A 15779-nucleotide genomic window follows, 5' to 3' on the forward strand; every position below is an offset into this window, starting at 1 on the left:
ATCAGTGGAACATCTGCACGGTTGTCGGTTGATAGTTTTGGTCCGGATTGAGAAAGCGCCGCAGCTGCTCCCTACCCTGCTCCTGCGCTGCAGCCCGTTGGGCGGATTCGAGCGTCTGTGCGCGACCTTGCGCGGCAACAGTCGCCGTAAGGTCCGCAAGCTGCTGGGCTTGCAGCGCAAGAAGCTGGTTGCCGGCCTGACTTGCCTGGAGCGCACCCGCTGCGCCCTGGCTCGCCGTCACGAGGGCGGACATCTGGATGCGGTTGGCGTCGAGATTGCCGACAACGCTCGCTTGGACCCTCATGGCGTCCTGCAGCCCGGCAACTGAGTTCTGCCAGCGTGTTTGGGCATTTGCGACCAGGAGCCCATCGGACATGCTCGCCGATGCCGGCGCATAGGTGGTGGAAAACGCGCGATCGATCTGCTGGACGTCGTAGGCAATCCGCTGCGCCTGCGAGAGTAGCTGCTGGGTGCGTTGAATCGACTTCTCGAGCTGTTGCAAGGATGAATAAGGCAGGCTCGCCAGGTTCTTCGCCTGATTGATCAGCATCTGCGCTTGGTTCTGGAGCGAAGTGATCTGATTGTTGATCTGCTGCAGCTCACGCGCGGCCGTCAGCACATTCTGAACGTAGTTGTTGGGATCGAACACGATCCACTGCGCCTTCGCTTCGCGGGGCGCTTGGATCATGGTCATGGCGATGATACTTGCTGCCAGAAGCGGGCGGATACAGCTCATCAGAGCGCTCCTTGTTTGGCGAACTGCGGAATGAGATTGCAGGCCCAGCCGAGGTCGCGCGCCTTGAGCCAGCCCGTGACGAACTCGTCCCTTCCGTGCTCGGCAAGCACCCGATCAATCAAAGCCTGGTCGGCTTTGGACGAGGCGGCCGCGAAGGCGAGCGCGATTTCGCCAAGTCCGAGCTCGAACAGGCGGTTGCCGCGGCGCGATTGGCAGTAGTAGTCCCGCTTCGGAGTGGCGCGGGCGAGGATCTCGATCTGCCGGTCGTTCAGCCCAAAGCGACGGTAAATCGCCTTGATCTGCGGCTCGATGGCGCGATCGTTTGGCAGAAGGATGCGGGTCGGGCAGCTCTCGATGATGGCAGGCGCGATTTTGGAGCCATCGATATCGGCAAGCGATTGGGTCGCAAACACGACCGAGGCGTTCTTTTTGCGGAGGGTTTTGAGCCACTCGCGGAGCTTGCCGGCAAAATCGGCGTCATCGAGCACAAGCCAGCCTTCGTCGATGATGAGCAGTGTCGGACGGCCGTCAAAGCGGTCCTCGATCCGGTGAAACAGATAGGCCAGAACTGCGGGCGCGACAGAGGTCCCAATCAATCCGTCGGTCTCGAACACCTGGACGGAGGCTTCACCCAGCCGTTCATATTCGCCGTCGAGCAACAGGGCGTATGGACCACCGAGGCAGTAGGGCTGCAGCGCGCGCTTGAGAGCGTTGGACTGCAGAAGAACGGAGAACCCAGTCAGAGTCCGCTCCTTAACTGGTGCCGAGGCGAGTGAGTTCAACGCCGACCAGACATGATCCTTGGTCTCAGGGGTGACTTCGATCCGCTCGCGCGTCAGGATCGATGCGATCCAGTCGGATGCCCAGCCTCGCTCGCCGACATCGTCGATGCCCGCAAGCGGCTGGAGCGAGACGAATTCTGAGGATTCCAGGGCGCCGCCGAGATCATGCCAGTCGCCCCCCGTGGCGATGGCCGATGCGCGGATCGAGCCTCCGAAGTCGAACGCAAAGATCTGCGCCTCGCGATAGCGGCGGAACTGCAGCGCCATGAGCGCGAGCAGCACCGACTTACCGGCGCCCGTCGGCCCGATGACCATAGTGTGGCCGACATCTCCGACATGCAGCGAAAACCGGAATGGCGTGGAACCCTCAGTCTTACCGAAGAACAATGGGGGCGCGTTGAGGTGGTGATCCCTCACCTCTCCGGCCCATACGGCAGATTGCGGGATCATATGGGCGAGGTTCAGGGTCGAGACCGGCGGCTGGCGGACGTTTGCGTAAGTTTGTCCCGGCAGGCTGCCGAGCCAGGCTTCGACGGCATTGACCGTCTCGGCCATGCAGGTGAAGTCGCGGCCTTGGACGACCTTTTCGGCGAGGCGGAGCTTTTCGTCGGCTGCGCGAGGATCCCCGTCCCAGACCGTGACCGTTGCCGTAACGAAGACCTGTGCGATCTGATCCGAGCCCAATTCCTGGAGCGCACTGTCGGCGTCCATCGCCTTGTTGTGGGCATCGGTATCCAGAAGCGCGGAGGCCTCGTTCGTCATCACCTCCTTCAGGATCGCCGCGGTCGACTTGCGCTTGGCAAACCATTGCCGCCTGATCCTGGTGAGGAGCTTTGTGGCATCTGTCTTGTCGAGCATGATCGCCCGCGTGGACCAGCGATACGGGAATGCCAGCCGGTTCAGGTCGTCGAGAATTCCGGGCGTGGTCGCGGTTGGAAAGCCCACGAGCGTCAGAACGCGCAGATGCGCCTCGCCCAGCATGGGCTCGAGACCTCCTGTCAGGGATTGATCGGCAAGCAACGCATCGAGATACATCGGAATTTCTGGCACGCGCACGCGATGCCGTTTGGTCGAGACCGTCGAATGCAGGTAGGTCAGCGTTTGCTCGTCATCGAGCCAGCCACATTCCGGCATGAAACCCTCGACGAGCTGCAGGACGCGGCCGGTCCGGTCGACAAAGCCGGCAAGCACCTCGCGCGCATCCGCTCCCGCAGCGCGATGGCTGCCCTCGTACAGCAGGCGCTCCGCCACGGCCGCACTCTCTGCCGGAGGCAGATAGAGGAAAGTCAGATAGTAGCTCGACTCATAGTGGCTGCCGGCCTCCTCGAACTGCGCTTTCCGCTCCGCATCCACCAGCGCCGAGGCGACGTCCGGGAATGTATCCGGCGGATAGCGTCCTGCCGAATGCCGTTGCGCCTCGACGAAGACGGCCCACCCCGATCCGAGGCGACGGAGCGCATTGTTGAGGCGGCCTGCGACAGCAACAAGCTCGGCCGGCACTGAGCTGTCGAGATCCGGCCCTCTGAACCGGGCCGTTCGCTGAAAGGATCCATCCTTGTTGAGAATGACGCCCTCATCGACCAGGGCCGCCCAAGGCAGGAAGTCGGCAAGGCGCGTGTTTGAACGGCGATATTCGGCAAGATTCATCATAGGCAACTCTAGGACCTGAGGTGGCTTGGAATACGGACGTGCCGGCGCACGACTTCCACGAAATCGGGATCGCGTTTTGCGGCCCAGATGGCGGCCATGTGGCCGACGAACCAGAGGAGGAGGCCGGCAACCCACAGGCGCAGCCCAAGACCGAGTGCCGCCGCTAACGTGCCGTTGGCGATCGCCACGGCGCGCGGCGCACCGCCCATCAGGATAGGCTCGGTGAGCGCACGATGCACGGGCGCGATAAAGCCTGCGACAGGCTCCTCCATTAGATCACCACGCCGCCGCCGAAGGAGAAGAAAGACAGAAAGAAGCTTGATGCCGCAAAGGCGATGGACAGACCGAACACGATCTGAACCAGGCGACGAAAGCCACCAGACGTGTCGCCAAATGCGAGCGAGAGCCCGGTGACAATGATGATGATGACCGCAATAATCTTGGCGACGGGACCCTCGACCGATTGCAAAATCTGGTTGAGCGGTTGCTCCCACGGCATATTTGAGCCAGCGGCGCACGCCGGGATACTGCTCAGCCAAAGGGTCACAATTGCCGTGGCCGGAATGCTGGCGCGGCGGAGAGATGAAGGCATCGTCATGATCGGTCTCCAATTGCAGAAAGGCTGTAATCGCCTGATGCTTCTATGCCGGTAACGCGGGCGAGCTCGCTCAAGCGGCGTTCGGCGCCGCGGCCGCTGAGCACCGCGATTACGTTGATTGTTTCGGCGATAAGCGGCCGGGGGACTGTGACGACAGCTTCCTGGACTAGCTGCTCGAGTCGGCGTAGCGCCCCGAGCGCCGTTCCGGCATGGATCGTGCCGATTCCGCCCGGATGTCCGGTGCTCCAGGCCTTGAGCAAATCGAGCGCCTCGGCTCCGCGCACCTCACCAATGGGAATTCGATCGGGGCGCAGACGAAGCGACGAACGGACCAGGTCGGAGAGCGAGATCAAGCCATCCTTCGTGCGGAGCGCCACGAGGTTTGGCGCCAAGCACTGAAGCTCGCGCGTATCTTCGATGAGAACGACACGGTCAGTCGTTTTAGCCACCTCGGCGAGAAGGGCATTGGTCAGTGTCGTCTTGCCGGTCGAGGTGCCGCCGGCGACCAGAATGTTCTTGCGCGCGCAAACTGCATCCCTCAATGCACTGGCCTGATCCGGCGTCATAATGCCGACTGCGACGTAATCCTCGAGGCTGAACACGGCGACCGCCGGCTTTCGGATCGCAAATGTTGGCGCGGCCACGACCGGCGGCAGCAGCCCCTCGAATCGCTCCCCCGTCTCGGGCAGCTCGGCAGAAATCCGTGGGCTCCCGGGATGAACCTCGGCACCCACGTAGTGAGCCACCACGCGGATGATTCGCTCTCCGTCAGAAGGGGATATATTCTTGCCAGTATCCGTAAGGCCGCTCGACAGTCGGTCGATCCACAGTCGGCCGTCGGGATTGAGCATCACCTCGACGATTGCCGGATCTTCCAAGAACCATGCGATGGCGGGCCCCAACGCGGTACGCAGCATACGCGCTCCGCGCAAGTTCGCTTCTGAATCAAAAGAATGGATCGCCACGATTTGCCCCAAGCTGCTGAGGCCGCTTCGGCGCCCTCATCTGAAGGCAAATAAAAGATAGGTCGTGTCTTACCGCAACAAAGGGAATATGCCGTTCGAAGTCTAGCGTAGAAAAAGGAACATTTGAAAAGAGCGCCGGCTTGACGCGCCGACCCCTCGACGGCGAGGCGAGAAATCGAACCACTGTCGCTGCCGCGCGTAGGCACGATTGAGCTCCCGCTTTTGGAGGACGCTCAAACCCGGGATAATGAACCACATCAGCCGGCGGGCTGCCGCAGGTACCAATGCCGACGCTGGTCTGGTGCACCACCGTGAGCGTAATGACCCTGCACCATTCCCCCTGGAATCAGGCCGGCCCTGTACTGCACGACGATTGCCCCCCAGAATGCAGATATTCAAAGAGTGATTTCTAGTCCGCAATGGCCGAGCTGAGATCGCAGGTCTACTTGAGCTGCGCGTGTAGCGAGACATGGTCGAGTTCGCCTTCCCACCACGACACAAACACCGCGGCAATACCGTTTCCGATAATGTTGGTAAGCGCGCGCACCTCGCTCATGAACTTGTCGATCGAGAATACGATCGCAATGCCCGGGACGAGGTCAGGACTGACCACGGTCAATGTTGCGGCCAGTGTGACGAACCCGGCACCGGTAACACCACTTGCGCCCTTCGAGGTGAGCATCGCCACAACCAGTATCGTGAGCTGCTGGCCGAAGTCGAGATCGACCCCGAGCGCCTGCGCGATGAACAAGGTCGCCAACGTCATGTAAATGTTCGTCCCATCCAAATTGAAAGAGTATCCTGTCGGCACCACCAGGCCAACGACCGGCTTGGAACAGCCCAGCCGTTCGAGTTTTTCCATCAACTGCGGCAGCGCGCTTTCGGACGACGACGTTCCGAGGACGATCAGCAGCTCATCCTTGATGTAAACGATGAACTTTAGAATAGAAAAACCGACCAAGTGCGCAACCAGACCAAGCACAATGATCACGAAGAGCCCGGCTGTCACGTAGAACAGCGCAACCAAGCCGATGAGTTTACCGAGCGCGGACGGTCCGAATTCGCCGATAGTGTAGGCCATGGCGCCGAACGCCCCGATTGGCGCTGCCTTCATCACGATCCTAATGACACCAAACACCGCGTGTGCAGCATCGTCGACCAGACTGCGCATCCGCTCACCCCGCTCGCCAAGCGCCATCAGCGAGAACCCGAATAGGATGGCAAACAGCAGCACCTGTAGCACGTCGCCTCGGGCCAGAGCGCCAACTACGCTATCCGGAATAATATTAAGGAGGAAATCGACCGCCTTCTGCCCTTCCGCTCTTTTGACGTAGTTGGCTACCGCCGCGGCATCAGCCCTGGGAGCCAGCCCATGGCCGGCCTGAACGAGATTGCCCATCACGAGACCCAGGATCAGCGCGAAGGTTGAAACGATCTCGAAGTAAAGCAGCGCCTTGACGCCGACTCGGCCGACCTTTCGTGCATCCTGAACATGCGCAATTCCGGACACAACAGTGCAGAAGATGATCGGCGCGATCACCATTTTGATCAGCTTGATGAATCCGTCACCAAGCGCTTTGACCCAGCTGTTCGTCCCCACAGCAGGCCACAACCAACCAACGAGAACGCCAATCAGGATCGCGATGAGTACCTGGACATAAAGAACATTGTACCAGGGGCCGGATGGCTGGAACAGGGCGGCGGCTTTGACAGAGCGGCGCTGGCGGTGATTGTGCATCACGCTCGCCCCGGCGCCGTGGTACCAAAGAGGGGTGACAATGAAGGCACGGCTTGGCTCAGTGTTACCTTAGCGCGGCGCGCACAGGGCACTGACCGCTTTAAACGACCCCGTCCGTTGCCAGGGTTTGCCGCCTCTCCCGAATGGGCTCGTGGCCAACGCGAAACGAAGTTCTGAATCCCTTCTGAAACCAGCCATAAAAACTTGAGAAAGCTTCCTTGAGAGTTGGAATGCATCAACGTCACCACCCATTTCAATCTTTTTTGGTTGTTCGAAGATGCCACCAGCATCTTATAAGACGCCACCTTTAGCAGCCCGCGACCACTCTTCACCTGGACAGGCATTCTCGCCGCTATCGCACCGGATCGCGACGTACGTTGAAGAAACATTCATCGTAGAGAAGTTGTGGTGGTGCGGCTCGCCTGCGTTCACCCCTCACTCATCCTATCCTCGCCTCAGGTGAATGCCCCGACATCCCCAAAGGCATCGACGTCGATCGCAAAACCACAAGGGCCGAGAAGACATGGCCAGCAGCATTGCTCACGCTGCCTCCCTTGGCGATCCCGGTTGCGGCTTTTCGGGAGCTGTGTTTTGCGGTGTCGAACCACACTCCTCGTAACAGAGCTTCTCACTCCTGTAGCTCGCCAAGGCCTGGAGTGAGCACTGCACGAGATCCCGTTTCGCTACATCCGAGGCAGGCGCTGCATCCAGCCATTTCAGCGCCACCTCGACCAATTCGATCGCGCGATCCCTGTTACCGGTCTCGTAATAGTACCGAGCGACCGCCCCGTACGAGAGAAACTTCGCGCCCTCGCTGCCTTGGGGCGGATTCGCCGCCAGGATGTGTTCGGAGAGGTCCTTGCCCATGGCAAAGCGCTCGGCATGTGGAAAACCGGAGTAGTCTTTCGCGGGGTCGAAGAGCTGGCGGATGGCCACGCTCATCCAAACCACGGATTTCTTGTCGATCGCATCGCGAACCAATTGGCGCAATACCGCCAGGCCGGCCCGCATGTCGCGTATTTTGTGAAGCAACAATTCCGCATGAAGCCCACGAAAGGTGACCTCGTCCGGCATCGCAGCGAGTGCCTCCTCAACCCCTGAAAGGGCTGCCGCCCAATCCTTACTGTTCATGGCGGCTTCAAGTCTGGCAAAGATCGGCTCCACCAGCGCTCGCTTCTGCGATAGTTCGCGCTTTCTGCGTCGACCCTTGGTTATCCTCTCCGCATCCAGGGCTTGGGCTTCGTCGCTCACTGCCCAGGAGCCGTCAAGAACTTTGGGCAACGCGTTATCGAATTGCGTCGGATGGCCGATAAAGGCGAAGCGGCCGTCACGATCGATCACGAATGACGAGGGAATCCCGACAGAAAAGCTGGGATCCATCCAAAGCTTGTTCATTTCGCCGGCGTAGTCGAATGCGATCGCGAAGTTCAGATTTGGCAAGCTCTTCGTCAACCAAGCGTCCAAGCTGGCTCGCGCTTCATCTGCCGTCGAAGCTTGTTCGTGAGCCGCGATGCCCACCACCTCAACTCCGCTGCTCCTGTATTTGCTTTGCAGGATCACCAAATTCTGCATCGAGGCGATACATGGTCCGCACCACGTCGCCCAAAACTCGATAATGTATACTTTCCCAGGTTCGAACGTTGTAACGGGCTGGCCACGTAGCCAGTCCTCAACTTTGATGGAGGGAGCCGGCGAACCGACTCTCAGCACATTCTCCGCACCGACTTGCCTTGCGCTCTCAGTCACACTGGTCATTGCTCAAATTCGCTTTACCTGGCTCTGCGGAAAACAACAGCAAGTCGCATGCCAGCCAGCGCTCATTGATATTACGCATTTTTCGTATCTTTCCTGTCGACCTTGTGACGCATGTCGCATATCCGACCAGCTGTTTGGAGCTTCTCAGGCAATCAGTCGGCCGGACGTTCTTGACGCGCCTGTAGACCGGCGAGGCGGGTCAGGCAGAGGGCCGACTTCACCACTCCACATCTTGATCGGTTTTCAGGATAACCATTTCGGCGATCGGGATAATGACGTGAACTGACCTGCTTTGGCCCGTCGACTTGCGCTTGAGGGCGATCTCAGATTTCCAAATCAACTCTTTGAGCCGAGGGGCGATGAACCAGACCAGGGCGACCAGCTGCAGCACAACATTGATACTGAACGCCGTCTGATACGCGATTGAGGGGTAGTGTCCGTCCTTTGCCGGCCATTGCGCGAGAATTAACCCCGTCCCGTACTGGACGAGGAAAGCCCACCCGAAATGCAGAACGTTGAGCACGCCGTTCGCGCGCGCGATCAGTTGGGCCGGAAAGTAATCTCCGATGATCGCGTAGCTGAGCACGATTGCTGATCCGACCACCGCCACAATGATCCACGACGGTAGCGACGGAAATGGCGGATGCAATATCAGCGCGAGTTCGGCTGCAATGAACACAGCAGCTATGATTGCGAGCAACGTTTCAATGTTCTTGCCATGCCGACGCAGCGAATCGGCGACCACGCCGAGCAGCAATGCGCCAATGCTTAGGGCTATCGCCATGACGAGCAATTGTGTGACAAGGCTTGTTCGATCCAACCCTTCCACATCGTTCAGCCAGGACGCTGCCCACAAGGACTGCAGGGCCCACGCGGACCCAATACATGTTGAAGAAATCGGCGCAATTCTCCAGAACCGCCCATCCGTATAGACGGTCTTCAGGCTGACCGTTCCTGGAGGGCTCTTCGCAGTTGCCTCATGCTCTGGAACCAAAAAATAGATCGAAGCGGCCGCGGAGGCACTGGATGCGGCAAGCAGCTCAAATAGACCGCGCCAGCCTATCCAATTAAGCAATGCCTCGGCTGGTGCGGTTGCCGTTACCGCGCCCAGTGCACCCAGCATGATCATACAGCCGTTGATGAGCGCCACGCGCTCTCTCGGAAACCAGAGCACGACTGTTTTCAGGCCAGACATGAGGGAAGCTGCGGTGCCAAATGCTATCATCGCGCGAGCAACCAGAAGCGACAGAAATCCACTCGATAATCCGAAAAGCGCAGCGCCTGCTGCAGCCAGCAGCAAGAGCGCACCCTGGACTCGGCGCGGACCGAAGCGATCCAAGAGCATGCCCATCGGAATCTGGCTGCCGGTAACGACCAGAAAGTAGATCGAGCCCAACAGCCCCAAATCGGCCGTACCAAGCTCCAATTCAGACGCGAGGCGGCCACAAATTAGCGTGTTGATCATCCGAAACAGGTAGGAAAGATAATATCCCGCGGCAAAGGGAAGGAACACGCAAGAGATGATCCGCCAGCTCCAACCCCGGTTGACCGGCTTCTCGCCTGATATCAGCCCAGCGGCATCGCTGCGCGTGTTGCTCGGAACGCGGCCACTGGCTTTAACACAAGGCGTTGGCAGCTGTCGAAAGTTGATATTGCTGCCGCCCTCCTCGGCGACAGCACACGCCTCTGAGTTTTCACCTACGACGGCCACACAGTGGGGTTCTTCTTCAGCTGGCGCTCGTCGAACGGCGCGTGACGCTCCGCCTCCCATTTCAGACCCGGATCGGCTGGAATTTCCCGAGCGATCAATTGCCTCCTGCAGCAAGGGGCGGCCAAACCGTACGCGACGATCGACCTGCTCGGCAAACGCCTTGAAGCGCTCGAGCCCGAGTACGCACGCCTCGTCCTGCTTGGATGGCGGCATCGGCGGCGTCAGCGTGAGGTGGTATCGCACATGGAGAGCCACTATTTCCGCGATCATCGCGATGTCCGTCCGCAGACTGAGCACCTGCTCATTCGTTCGCTCGATCGCCTCGAAAACAAGGCCCTCTATAGGCGGCGCCGGATCCAGGAAGCGCTCAAGAGCCGCCTCGATGGCGACGCTCTTGCCCATACCAGCGCGCTCAGTCGCGGCTTGGAGTCGCTGAAAAATGCACTCAGAAAGTTGAATCGGTATCTTTCTGGTCTGCTGAGCATCGCTTGGACTCGGCTGCGCGTCTACCTCAGCTTCATTCCGACTTGAGGTCGGTTCTCCCCGGCGCTCGCCGCTAATCTGCATACTCCAGCTTCCTTCTCTCTGCGACTGCACACCGCCCGCGCTTGCACGCGCGTGGTTTGTATGTTCGGTCGAACGGATGAATCGCGCTGCGATGACGCACGACAAAAGCGTCGAGACCGCATGCCGCTTCAACCGCGGGGACATTCTGGTCGCAGTCTGGCGTACCGAAAGAAAGAAACGGCGGACTCTCAAAGACCAGCGCCAGACGTCTCGTAGCCTCTTGTCCCTCTAGACTGTCAGGTCGCCGACAGACGAGCGATTTCGCGGACGGTGCGTGCACCCTTACTTGAAATCGAAAAAGTCACCGATCCAAAAAAGAGGCGCAGGCGCAATCTAGACATCGCCCTCGCGCCCCCGACGTCGCGAACGACCCCCGCGGACGCACCGGCGTTGTTCCCTATGGGGTGAGGCGCCTCATAAGAAGCGCACCAGCTCATGCGCGCGACCACAATACACCTGCGCCTCACCGATTTCCGGCATGCATCACCAGCGTGCGATAGGACTTACAACCGTTCGCGTGCCGCGCGTCCAGCCCAGCTCACGGCCGTTGAAACGTATCTGCTGGCCCGGTGCGACCACTCACTTCTCGGGGCCTTAGGGGAATGGTCGGCCGCACTGGCAGGCGGCTAAATCGCGTAGCGGGTCCCCCTCGCTACGGCAGACGTAGCGCTCGTTGTGCCCGTCCTCGCCAGCCAGGAGATCCATCGCTCCCTCCGCACGCCGGGCGTTGCTTCCGCATCTGATGGAGGACTGTCATGTGAATTGTCCCTGCCGACAGCGAGCTTACTCGCGCCAGATCGGCTGTTACAGCACGTCGCAGCACATTCCGCGCAAGGCCACTGCTCGCCCGCCTTGACGTCGGAGCGGCCGATGTACTTAAGTGCATCCTGGTAGCGTTGAGTTGGGGCACACCATGGATGTTGAGTTCTACAGCTTTGCATAGCGGGCGCGCGATCTGGCCGGTAAGGCCGACCCGTTCACGCGAAAGCGGCTTCTGGTGCTGCCCGCGAAATACGATGCCAAGCTCGGCAAGCCTTCGTCGGCCAGCCGCAATCTTCAACGCACGCTACCGCTGCCCCGCACCGTGCCAGCCGTGAGCGCCATCTCCGATGCCGGCGAGGCTTGACGAAGACCGCCGGCAGCGGCAGCAAACATCACCGCTCCAGGGCGCTGGATTTTCCAGGGACGGTACACGAACTACATCGGGAAAGGATGCGCACCCAAGCCGGAGTGAGCCCCCGGATCTCACCAGTCGACCGCCCTCACCGCACTTCGGAAGCACTGCGGCCGCCGAGCAGCTTGCCGGTGTAGGCATTCACGAAATAGACCGAGGAGCATGCCAGACAAACGACCGGCAGATGAGTGTCGGGACCGATCTGCTCCAGTGCCGTCAGCAGGTGCTGCACGTTCATGCCCGGCGTGGGCACCTGAAAAGTACTCTTTGCTCCATCCGGCCAGCATAGGGCTGGATACTGCGCCCTGAAACTGCGGTTGTTTACTGAGAGCGTGCCGGCGCCTCCTGGAGCACCGTGCGGCGGCAGTTATGAATCTTCATCGCGTCTGGAGGCTGGGTCGAGGACACCATTTTGCGTATTCTTTGGCCCAGCGCTCAAGCCGCGCGGCTGGCTCCGCATCGTTGAGCGCAAGAGTGGGCACCTTCTCGGCAAGTAATCTGGTTTTATCGTCCTCCATGGAATTCCTACCCCGAATGGGGCTCGTGTTGCGCAGAATGCTGGATGCCCTTGCATACAACTCACCGTCGCTTGACTCCGCGTTCACCTTCGCCAGCTTCCCCGGCGAGGATTGCCTGGACCTGATCTCCCCCGCCGTTGGACGCCACTCGGAAAGACCTGCCGTGACGAGCGTCTCGAGCTGACGATGTGGCCTTTGCGATATGAGCGGATCCTCATTGAGGCAACATCCAGATCTCGAGGCGGGGCGCTGCAAGGATGGGCGATGCGGCGGTCAGCGTAACAGTTCGAACACCTGAAGCGTACTTGCCGCTGCAGTGACGAGGTGCGCTGTAGGCTGAAGGCCTCGGCGAGGCTCCGCAGCTGGGCATTTCTCCAATAGAGAATCGGTCTGGATCATGCGAGCGGCCCGCATGGCCCTGCTGCAAACTAGTTCCTTCTACCTGTATCTCCGGCCGTTCGGGTCGAAGCGGGATGCACCAATCTCCTCCGGCCCTGGCGGGCAGGACCATTAACTCTCAAGCGGCGTCAGAGCGCGGGCCTCGCGGTGAAGGCCGGGAGTCGCCACGCTCCTGGGGGGAATAATCCGTTCATGGACGTGCGGAGAAGGTGTCCGGTCAATCAGGAGGCTGATCAGTTCAGGGCGACTGTAGTGACCGCTTGCGTCCATCACTCTCTTGCGCCCGTCGATTTCGATGAAGTCGAGATCTGCAATCACATCTCCTTCACCTTCCTTCAGGGGCTCGCCTATCAATTGACCATCGGGGGCAACGATAGCGGTGAAGCAACCGCCCGAAATCGGTGCGATAGCAGCGCCCGTGTCGTTGGCAATTTGGGCTTGTTGGTCGGCGTTGAGCCATGCGGTTGCGCTGACGACGAAGCAGGCCGACTCAAGGGCATGCTGTCGGGTGCTCACTTCCGTTTGCTGGGAGAAGAGGGGGCCGAAGATCGAACCGGGGTACATCGCGGAGTGGATCTGCTCGCCATCGGCAATTAAGGCGTATCTGGCCAGCGGGAGATAATGTTCCCAGCACGCAAGCTGGCCGATCCGGCCAACCGCGCTGTCTACGGCGCGAAGGCCGGCACCGTCGCCCTGGCCCCACACCATCCGCTCATGATAGGTAGGGGTGATCTTGCGGCGACGCTGGATCAGCGTGCCGTCCGCATCGAACAGGAGTTGAGTGTTGTAGATTGATCCTCCGTCCCGCTCGTTGGCGCCGACTGAAACGACCATTTGGGCGTCCTTGGCGGCATCGCCGATCGCATGCGTCTCCGCAGAGGGTACCGTAAGGGATTGCTCAAGCAGCCTCTGATGCTCATTGGCAAGCGTGAAGGGCGGCTGGACGAACGAGAAATACGGGTAGTAGGGAATGATGGTCTCGGGGAACGTGGCGAAACGCACCCCCTTCTTGCCCAATTCGCGAATCTTTTTGGTGATCTTCTCGACTGTCCCCTCTCGGCTGTACAACACGGGGCTGATCTGTACGGCGGCTGCCTTGACGATGTTTCTCATTCTCTTCTTCTCATTGTGAGTATTCGAGCGCTGCACTGGACTGGTGTAGAGGACGACAGATGACTGTCACGGGAGGCTCTTCGAGCACAGCGGCAAGGCTTGTCGGATTCAGGGCTGTGTGCGTCTGCCATCGACAGGCGCGTCGATGCCGGTGATGTAGGATGCGTCGCAGAAAGCGAGGAAGCTCACGCGCCGCGATCTTCCGTGGCTTGCCGAAGTGTTTCGCGGCTATCTGCTCGAGCAGGACCGATCCGCGGTCTTGCACGCTGACCTCGGAAATGCCGATTTTCCTAAACAGCGGGGTTTCAATGACGCCCGAGCTCTCGGCGTTTACGTGAACGCTTCGGCGGATCAGTTGGTCGCCAAGCGCTCGCGTCAAGTTGCACAGTGCGGCCTTGGATGCGGATACGGCCGATGTTCCCGCGATTCCGACCTGATCGGACAAAGAAGCCGTGAAGCCGATCGCGTTTAGATTGCGCGCGCGAGGCAACGCGTTGTGGACGTTGAAATAGGGTCTAGGGAAATTGACGCTTAAGACGTCAAAGCTCTGCTGCGTTGTTTCCGCGAGCGAGCCGGGTTTCGCGATTTCGGCATTGGCATCGAAATGGGCTATAATAGTTTCGCGCATTCCTTGGAAGCGGGATAGCCAGCGCGAAAAGCGGCAATAGCCAAGCCTCGCTGTCCAGATAGCTGCGCAATGCCCTGCAGGACTGTGGCTCATGACGCGTTTTCCGCATCGCTTGGGTTATGCGTTGAGGGATAAGACTTTCTACCTACTGTGTCGGTAGTCGCGTCGGCTACTGCCGTAGTCGAATCATGCGCCATCATGTAGTACGTGGCGAAGTGGCCGCTCTTGCTGGCGATCTTACCATTCTTGCGAGTGACGTTGCCTTTCTCACGTTTGGTAATCAGCTTCATCTTGCACCGCTTGGCGATCAGGGGCATCGGGACAAGCTTCCATCCCGTGGCCTTGCGCAACTCTGCTTGTGTAACGCCGCCTTGTCGTGAGGCGAGAGAGCGGATCAGATTGGATTTGGTGTGAGGATGCTTGGCCATCGTCGCCATCCGGGGGAATTGGGCCTCATTCAAACGGCTCCAAGCCAATGGGCTTCTCGTGGCGCAGCTGTCCCTTCCATCGAAAGGGGACGATTTAGTTCCGTTCCTTTGGAATTGTGGAAACATATTGCAGACGATCTCAGGCGTTGCCCGATCGCAATCTGACGTAAACGATACCGTCGCACCAGCTTGCTGAAGTGTGGGGCAGTGCAAGTTCTCGCATTTTTCGACAGGATGTTCGCATAGTAAGACCTTACAACGTGGATTGCTAACACAGAGGACCTGCGATGCAATTCGCTAAAACTGGTAGGCCAACTATTCAGAAGACCTTCCGAAACTCTGGAAGGCTTCCGCTTGTCAAGCAAGCAGCGTTACTCCAGTGAGCGGCAGCTCGATGGAGACCGGGCAAGTCTCAACTCGCTTCAGATTTCAGCATTCATGTCATGCGGCCTGCTACCTTCAGATATCTGCCGTCGGGACCGATCTAACGCGCTCGCTCCGTTCGATTTGGCTCTATCGTTGTTTGCGGCCGAAATGTACTCGGCGCGAGCACCCTCGCAAATTCCCTTGTAGTCCTGCATCGCCCGCCCGCTTACTCTGGAATTGCGGGGTTCGAATCGAAGCTCACCTCTTTCAGAACGGTTGATCCGCTGGAAAGCCTTCGGCCAAGCGCTTCAACGAATCGATCATAACGTTCGGCGCCTTTGGCGCGAGCGGCTGGACTGGATTGTTCTGGTAATGCCGGCACCGATGTCAACCAGAAGCGAATGAACAGGGCGAGCGTCTCGAGCGTGATGTTGCCATTGCGTTCGAGACGCTCGAGCAGCCGTGCGGTCCGATCCAGCCGCTTGGCAATAGCCGCCTCGCGTCGGTCGGAATCGTCAGGCGAAAGAAATGACGTGATCGCGGCCTCTGCGACCAGCGACTTGGGTTGGCCACGACGCTCCGCGAAGACATCAAGGGTTCTGAATGTCTCCGGATCAAGGTAGACACTGAGCTGAATCTTTTTCACCGATT

At 59.6% G+C, this 15779-nt stretch carries 13 protein-coding genes; all 13 read right to left on the reverse strand.

Annotation, left to right across the window (positions count from 1 at the left end; all coding sequences use genetic code 11):
- Position 1: 1 nt before the first annotated feature.
- The 13 genes from trbJ to IVB01_RS01105 all read right to left on the reverse strand — a co-directional run bounded on the left by trbJ (position 2) and on the right by IVB01_RS01105 (position 15774).
- Positions 2–736 (reverse strand): P-type conjugative transfer protein TrbJ, encoded by a 735-nt coding sequence (gene trbJ / locus IVB01_RS01045; RefSeq protein ID WP_247494202.1) that lies wholly within the window; start codon positions 734–736, stop codon positions 2–4.
- Positions 736–3168, reverse strand: a complete 2433-nt coding sequence (gene trbE / locus IVB01_RS01050; protein WP_247494203.1) for a conjugal transfer protein TrbE — start codon at positions 3166–3168, stop codon at positions 736–738. Before trbE ends, trbJ begins: the two co-directional genes overlap by 1 nt.
- An 8-nt stretch (positions 3169–3176) precedes the next feature.
- Positions 3177–3440, reverse strand: a complete 264-nt coding sequence (locus IVB01_RS01055) for a VirB3 family type IV secretion system protein (protein ID WP_247278017.1) — start codon at positions 3438–3440, stop codon at positions 3177–3179.
- Complete coding sequence (locus IVB01_RS01060) at positions 3440–3760, reverse strand: TrbC/VirB2 family protein (RefSeq protein ID WP_247278044.1); 321 nt, start codon at positions 3758–3760, stop codon at positions 3440–3442. Before IVB01_RS01060 ends, IVB01_RS01055 begins: the two co-directional genes overlap by 1 nt.
- Before the next feature lie 2 nt (positions 3761–3762).
- Positions 3763–4683, reverse strand: a complete 921-nt coding sequence (gene trbB, locus IVB01_RS01065) for a P-type conjugative transfer ATPase TrbB (protein ID WP_247494204.1) — start codon at positions 4681–4683, stop codon at positions 3763–3765.
- 490 nt (positions 4684–5173) lie between these two features.
- Entirely contained in the window at positions 5174–6469 is a 1296-nt protein-coding gene (gene dctA / locus IVB01_RS01070) for a C4-dicarboxylate transporter DctA (RefSeq protein ID WP_247278019.1), read from the reverse strand.
- A 540-nt stretch (positions 6470–7009) separates the two neighbouring features.
- Positions 7010–8224, reverse strand: a complete 1215-nt coding sequence (locus tag IVB01_RS01075; protein ID WP_247334037.1) for a TlpA disulfide reductase family protein — start codon at positions 8222–8224, stop codon at positions 7010–7012.
- A 217-nt stretch (positions 8225–8441) separates the two neighbouring features.
- A complete protein-coding gene (locus IVB01_RS01080) occupies positions 8442–9689 on the reverse strand; it encodes an MFS transporter (protein ID WP_247305827.1) in 1248 nt (415 codons plus the stop codon).
- Positions 9690–11764: 2075 nt separating this feature from the next.
- On the reverse strand, positions 11765–11914 hold the full coding sequence (locus IVB01_RS01085) for a hypothetical protein (protein WP_247494205.1): 150 nt from the start codon (positions 11912–11914) through the stop codon (positions 11765–11767).
- Positions 11915–12704: 790 nt separating this feature from the next.
- Entirely contained in the window at positions 12705–13706 is a 1002-nt protein-coding gene (locus IVB01_RS01090) for a nitrilase-related carbon-nitrogen hydrolase (protein ID WP_247334038.1), read from the reverse strand.
- Between the two features lie 10 nt (positions 13707–13716).
- Entirely contained in the window at positions 13717–14427 is a 711-nt protein-coding gene (locus IVB01_RS01095) for an SDR family oxidoreductase (RefSeq protein ID WP_247305775.1), read from the reverse strand.
- Positions 14424–14762 carry a hypothetical protein gene (locus tag IVB01_RS01100; protein ID WP_247305772.1) on the reverse strand — a complete coding sequence of 113 codons (339 nt, stop codon included), beginning with the start codon at positions 14760–14762 and terminating at the stop codon, positions 14424–14426. Before IVB01_RS01100 ends, IVB01_RS01095 begins: the two co-directional genes overlap by 4 nt.
- A gap of 592 nt (positions 14763–15354) precedes the next feature.
- A complete protein-coding gene (locus tag IVB01_RS01105; RefSeq protein ID WP_247278024.1) occupies positions 15355–15774 on the reverse strand; it encodes a CopG family transcriptional regulator in 420 nt (139 codons plus the stop codon).
- Between the last annotated feature and the right edge of the window lie 5 nt (positions 15775–15779).

It is taken from the genome of Bradyrhizobium sp. 164, assembly GCF_023073715.1.
In the GTDB taxonomy this organism is placed as follows: domain Bacteria; phylum Pseudomonadota; class Alphaproteobacteria; order Rhizobiales; family Xanthobacteraceae; genus Bradyrhizobium.

Excerpts from the sequence above, each read along its gene's own strand:
- trbJ (WP_247494202.1), bottom strand. The coding sequence starts at position 736 with ATGAGCTGTATCCGCCCGCTTCTGGCAGCAAGTATCATCGCCATGACC.
- trbE (WP_247494203.1), bottom strand. The coding sequence starts at position 3,168 with ATGATGAATCTTGCCGAATATCGCCGTTCAAACACGCGCCTTGCCGAC.
- IVB01_RS01055 (WP_247278017.1), bottom strand. The coding sequence starts at position 3,440 with ATGGAGGAGCCTGTCGCAGGCTTTATCGCGCCCGTGCATCGTGCGCTC.
- IVB01_RS01060 (WP_247278044.1), bottom strand. The coding sequence starts at position 3,760 with ATGCCTTCATCTCTCCGCCGCGCCAGCATTCCGGCCACGGCAATTGTG.
- trbB (WP_247494204.1), bottom strand. The coding sequence starts at position 4,683 with ATGCTGCGTACCGCGTTGGGGCCCGCCATCGCATGGTTCTTGGAAGAT.
- dctA (WP_247278019.1), bottom strand. The coding sequence starts at position 6,469 with ATGCACAATCACCGCCAGCGCCGCTCTGTCAAAGCCGCCGCCCTGTTC.
- IVB01_RS01075 (WP_247334037.1), bottom strand. The coding sequence starts at position 8,224 with ATGACCAGTGTGACTGAGAGCGCAAGGCAAGTCGGTGCGGAGAATGTG.
- IVB01_RS01080 (WP_247305827.1), bottom strand. The coding sequence starts at position 9,689 with ATGATCAACACGCTAATTTGTGGCCGCCTCGCGTCTGAATTGGAGCTT.
- IVB01_RS01085 (WP_247494205.1), bottom strand. The coding sequence starts at position 11,914 with ATGAACGTGCAGCACCTGCTGACGGCACTGGAGCAGATCGGTCCCGAC.
- IVB01_RS01090 (WP_247334038.1), bottom strand. The coding sequence starts at position 13,706 with ATGAGAAACATCGTCAAGGCAGCCGCCGTACAGATCAGCCCCGTGTTG.
- IVB01_RS01095 (WP_247305775.1), bottom strand. The coding sequence starts at position 14,427 with ATGAGCCACAGTCCTGCAGGGCATTGCGCAGCTATCTGGACAGCGAGG.
- IVB01_RS01100 (WP_247305772.1), bottom strand. The coding sequence starts at position 14,762 with ATGGCCAAGCATCCTCACACCAAATCCAATCTGATCCGCTCTCTCGCC.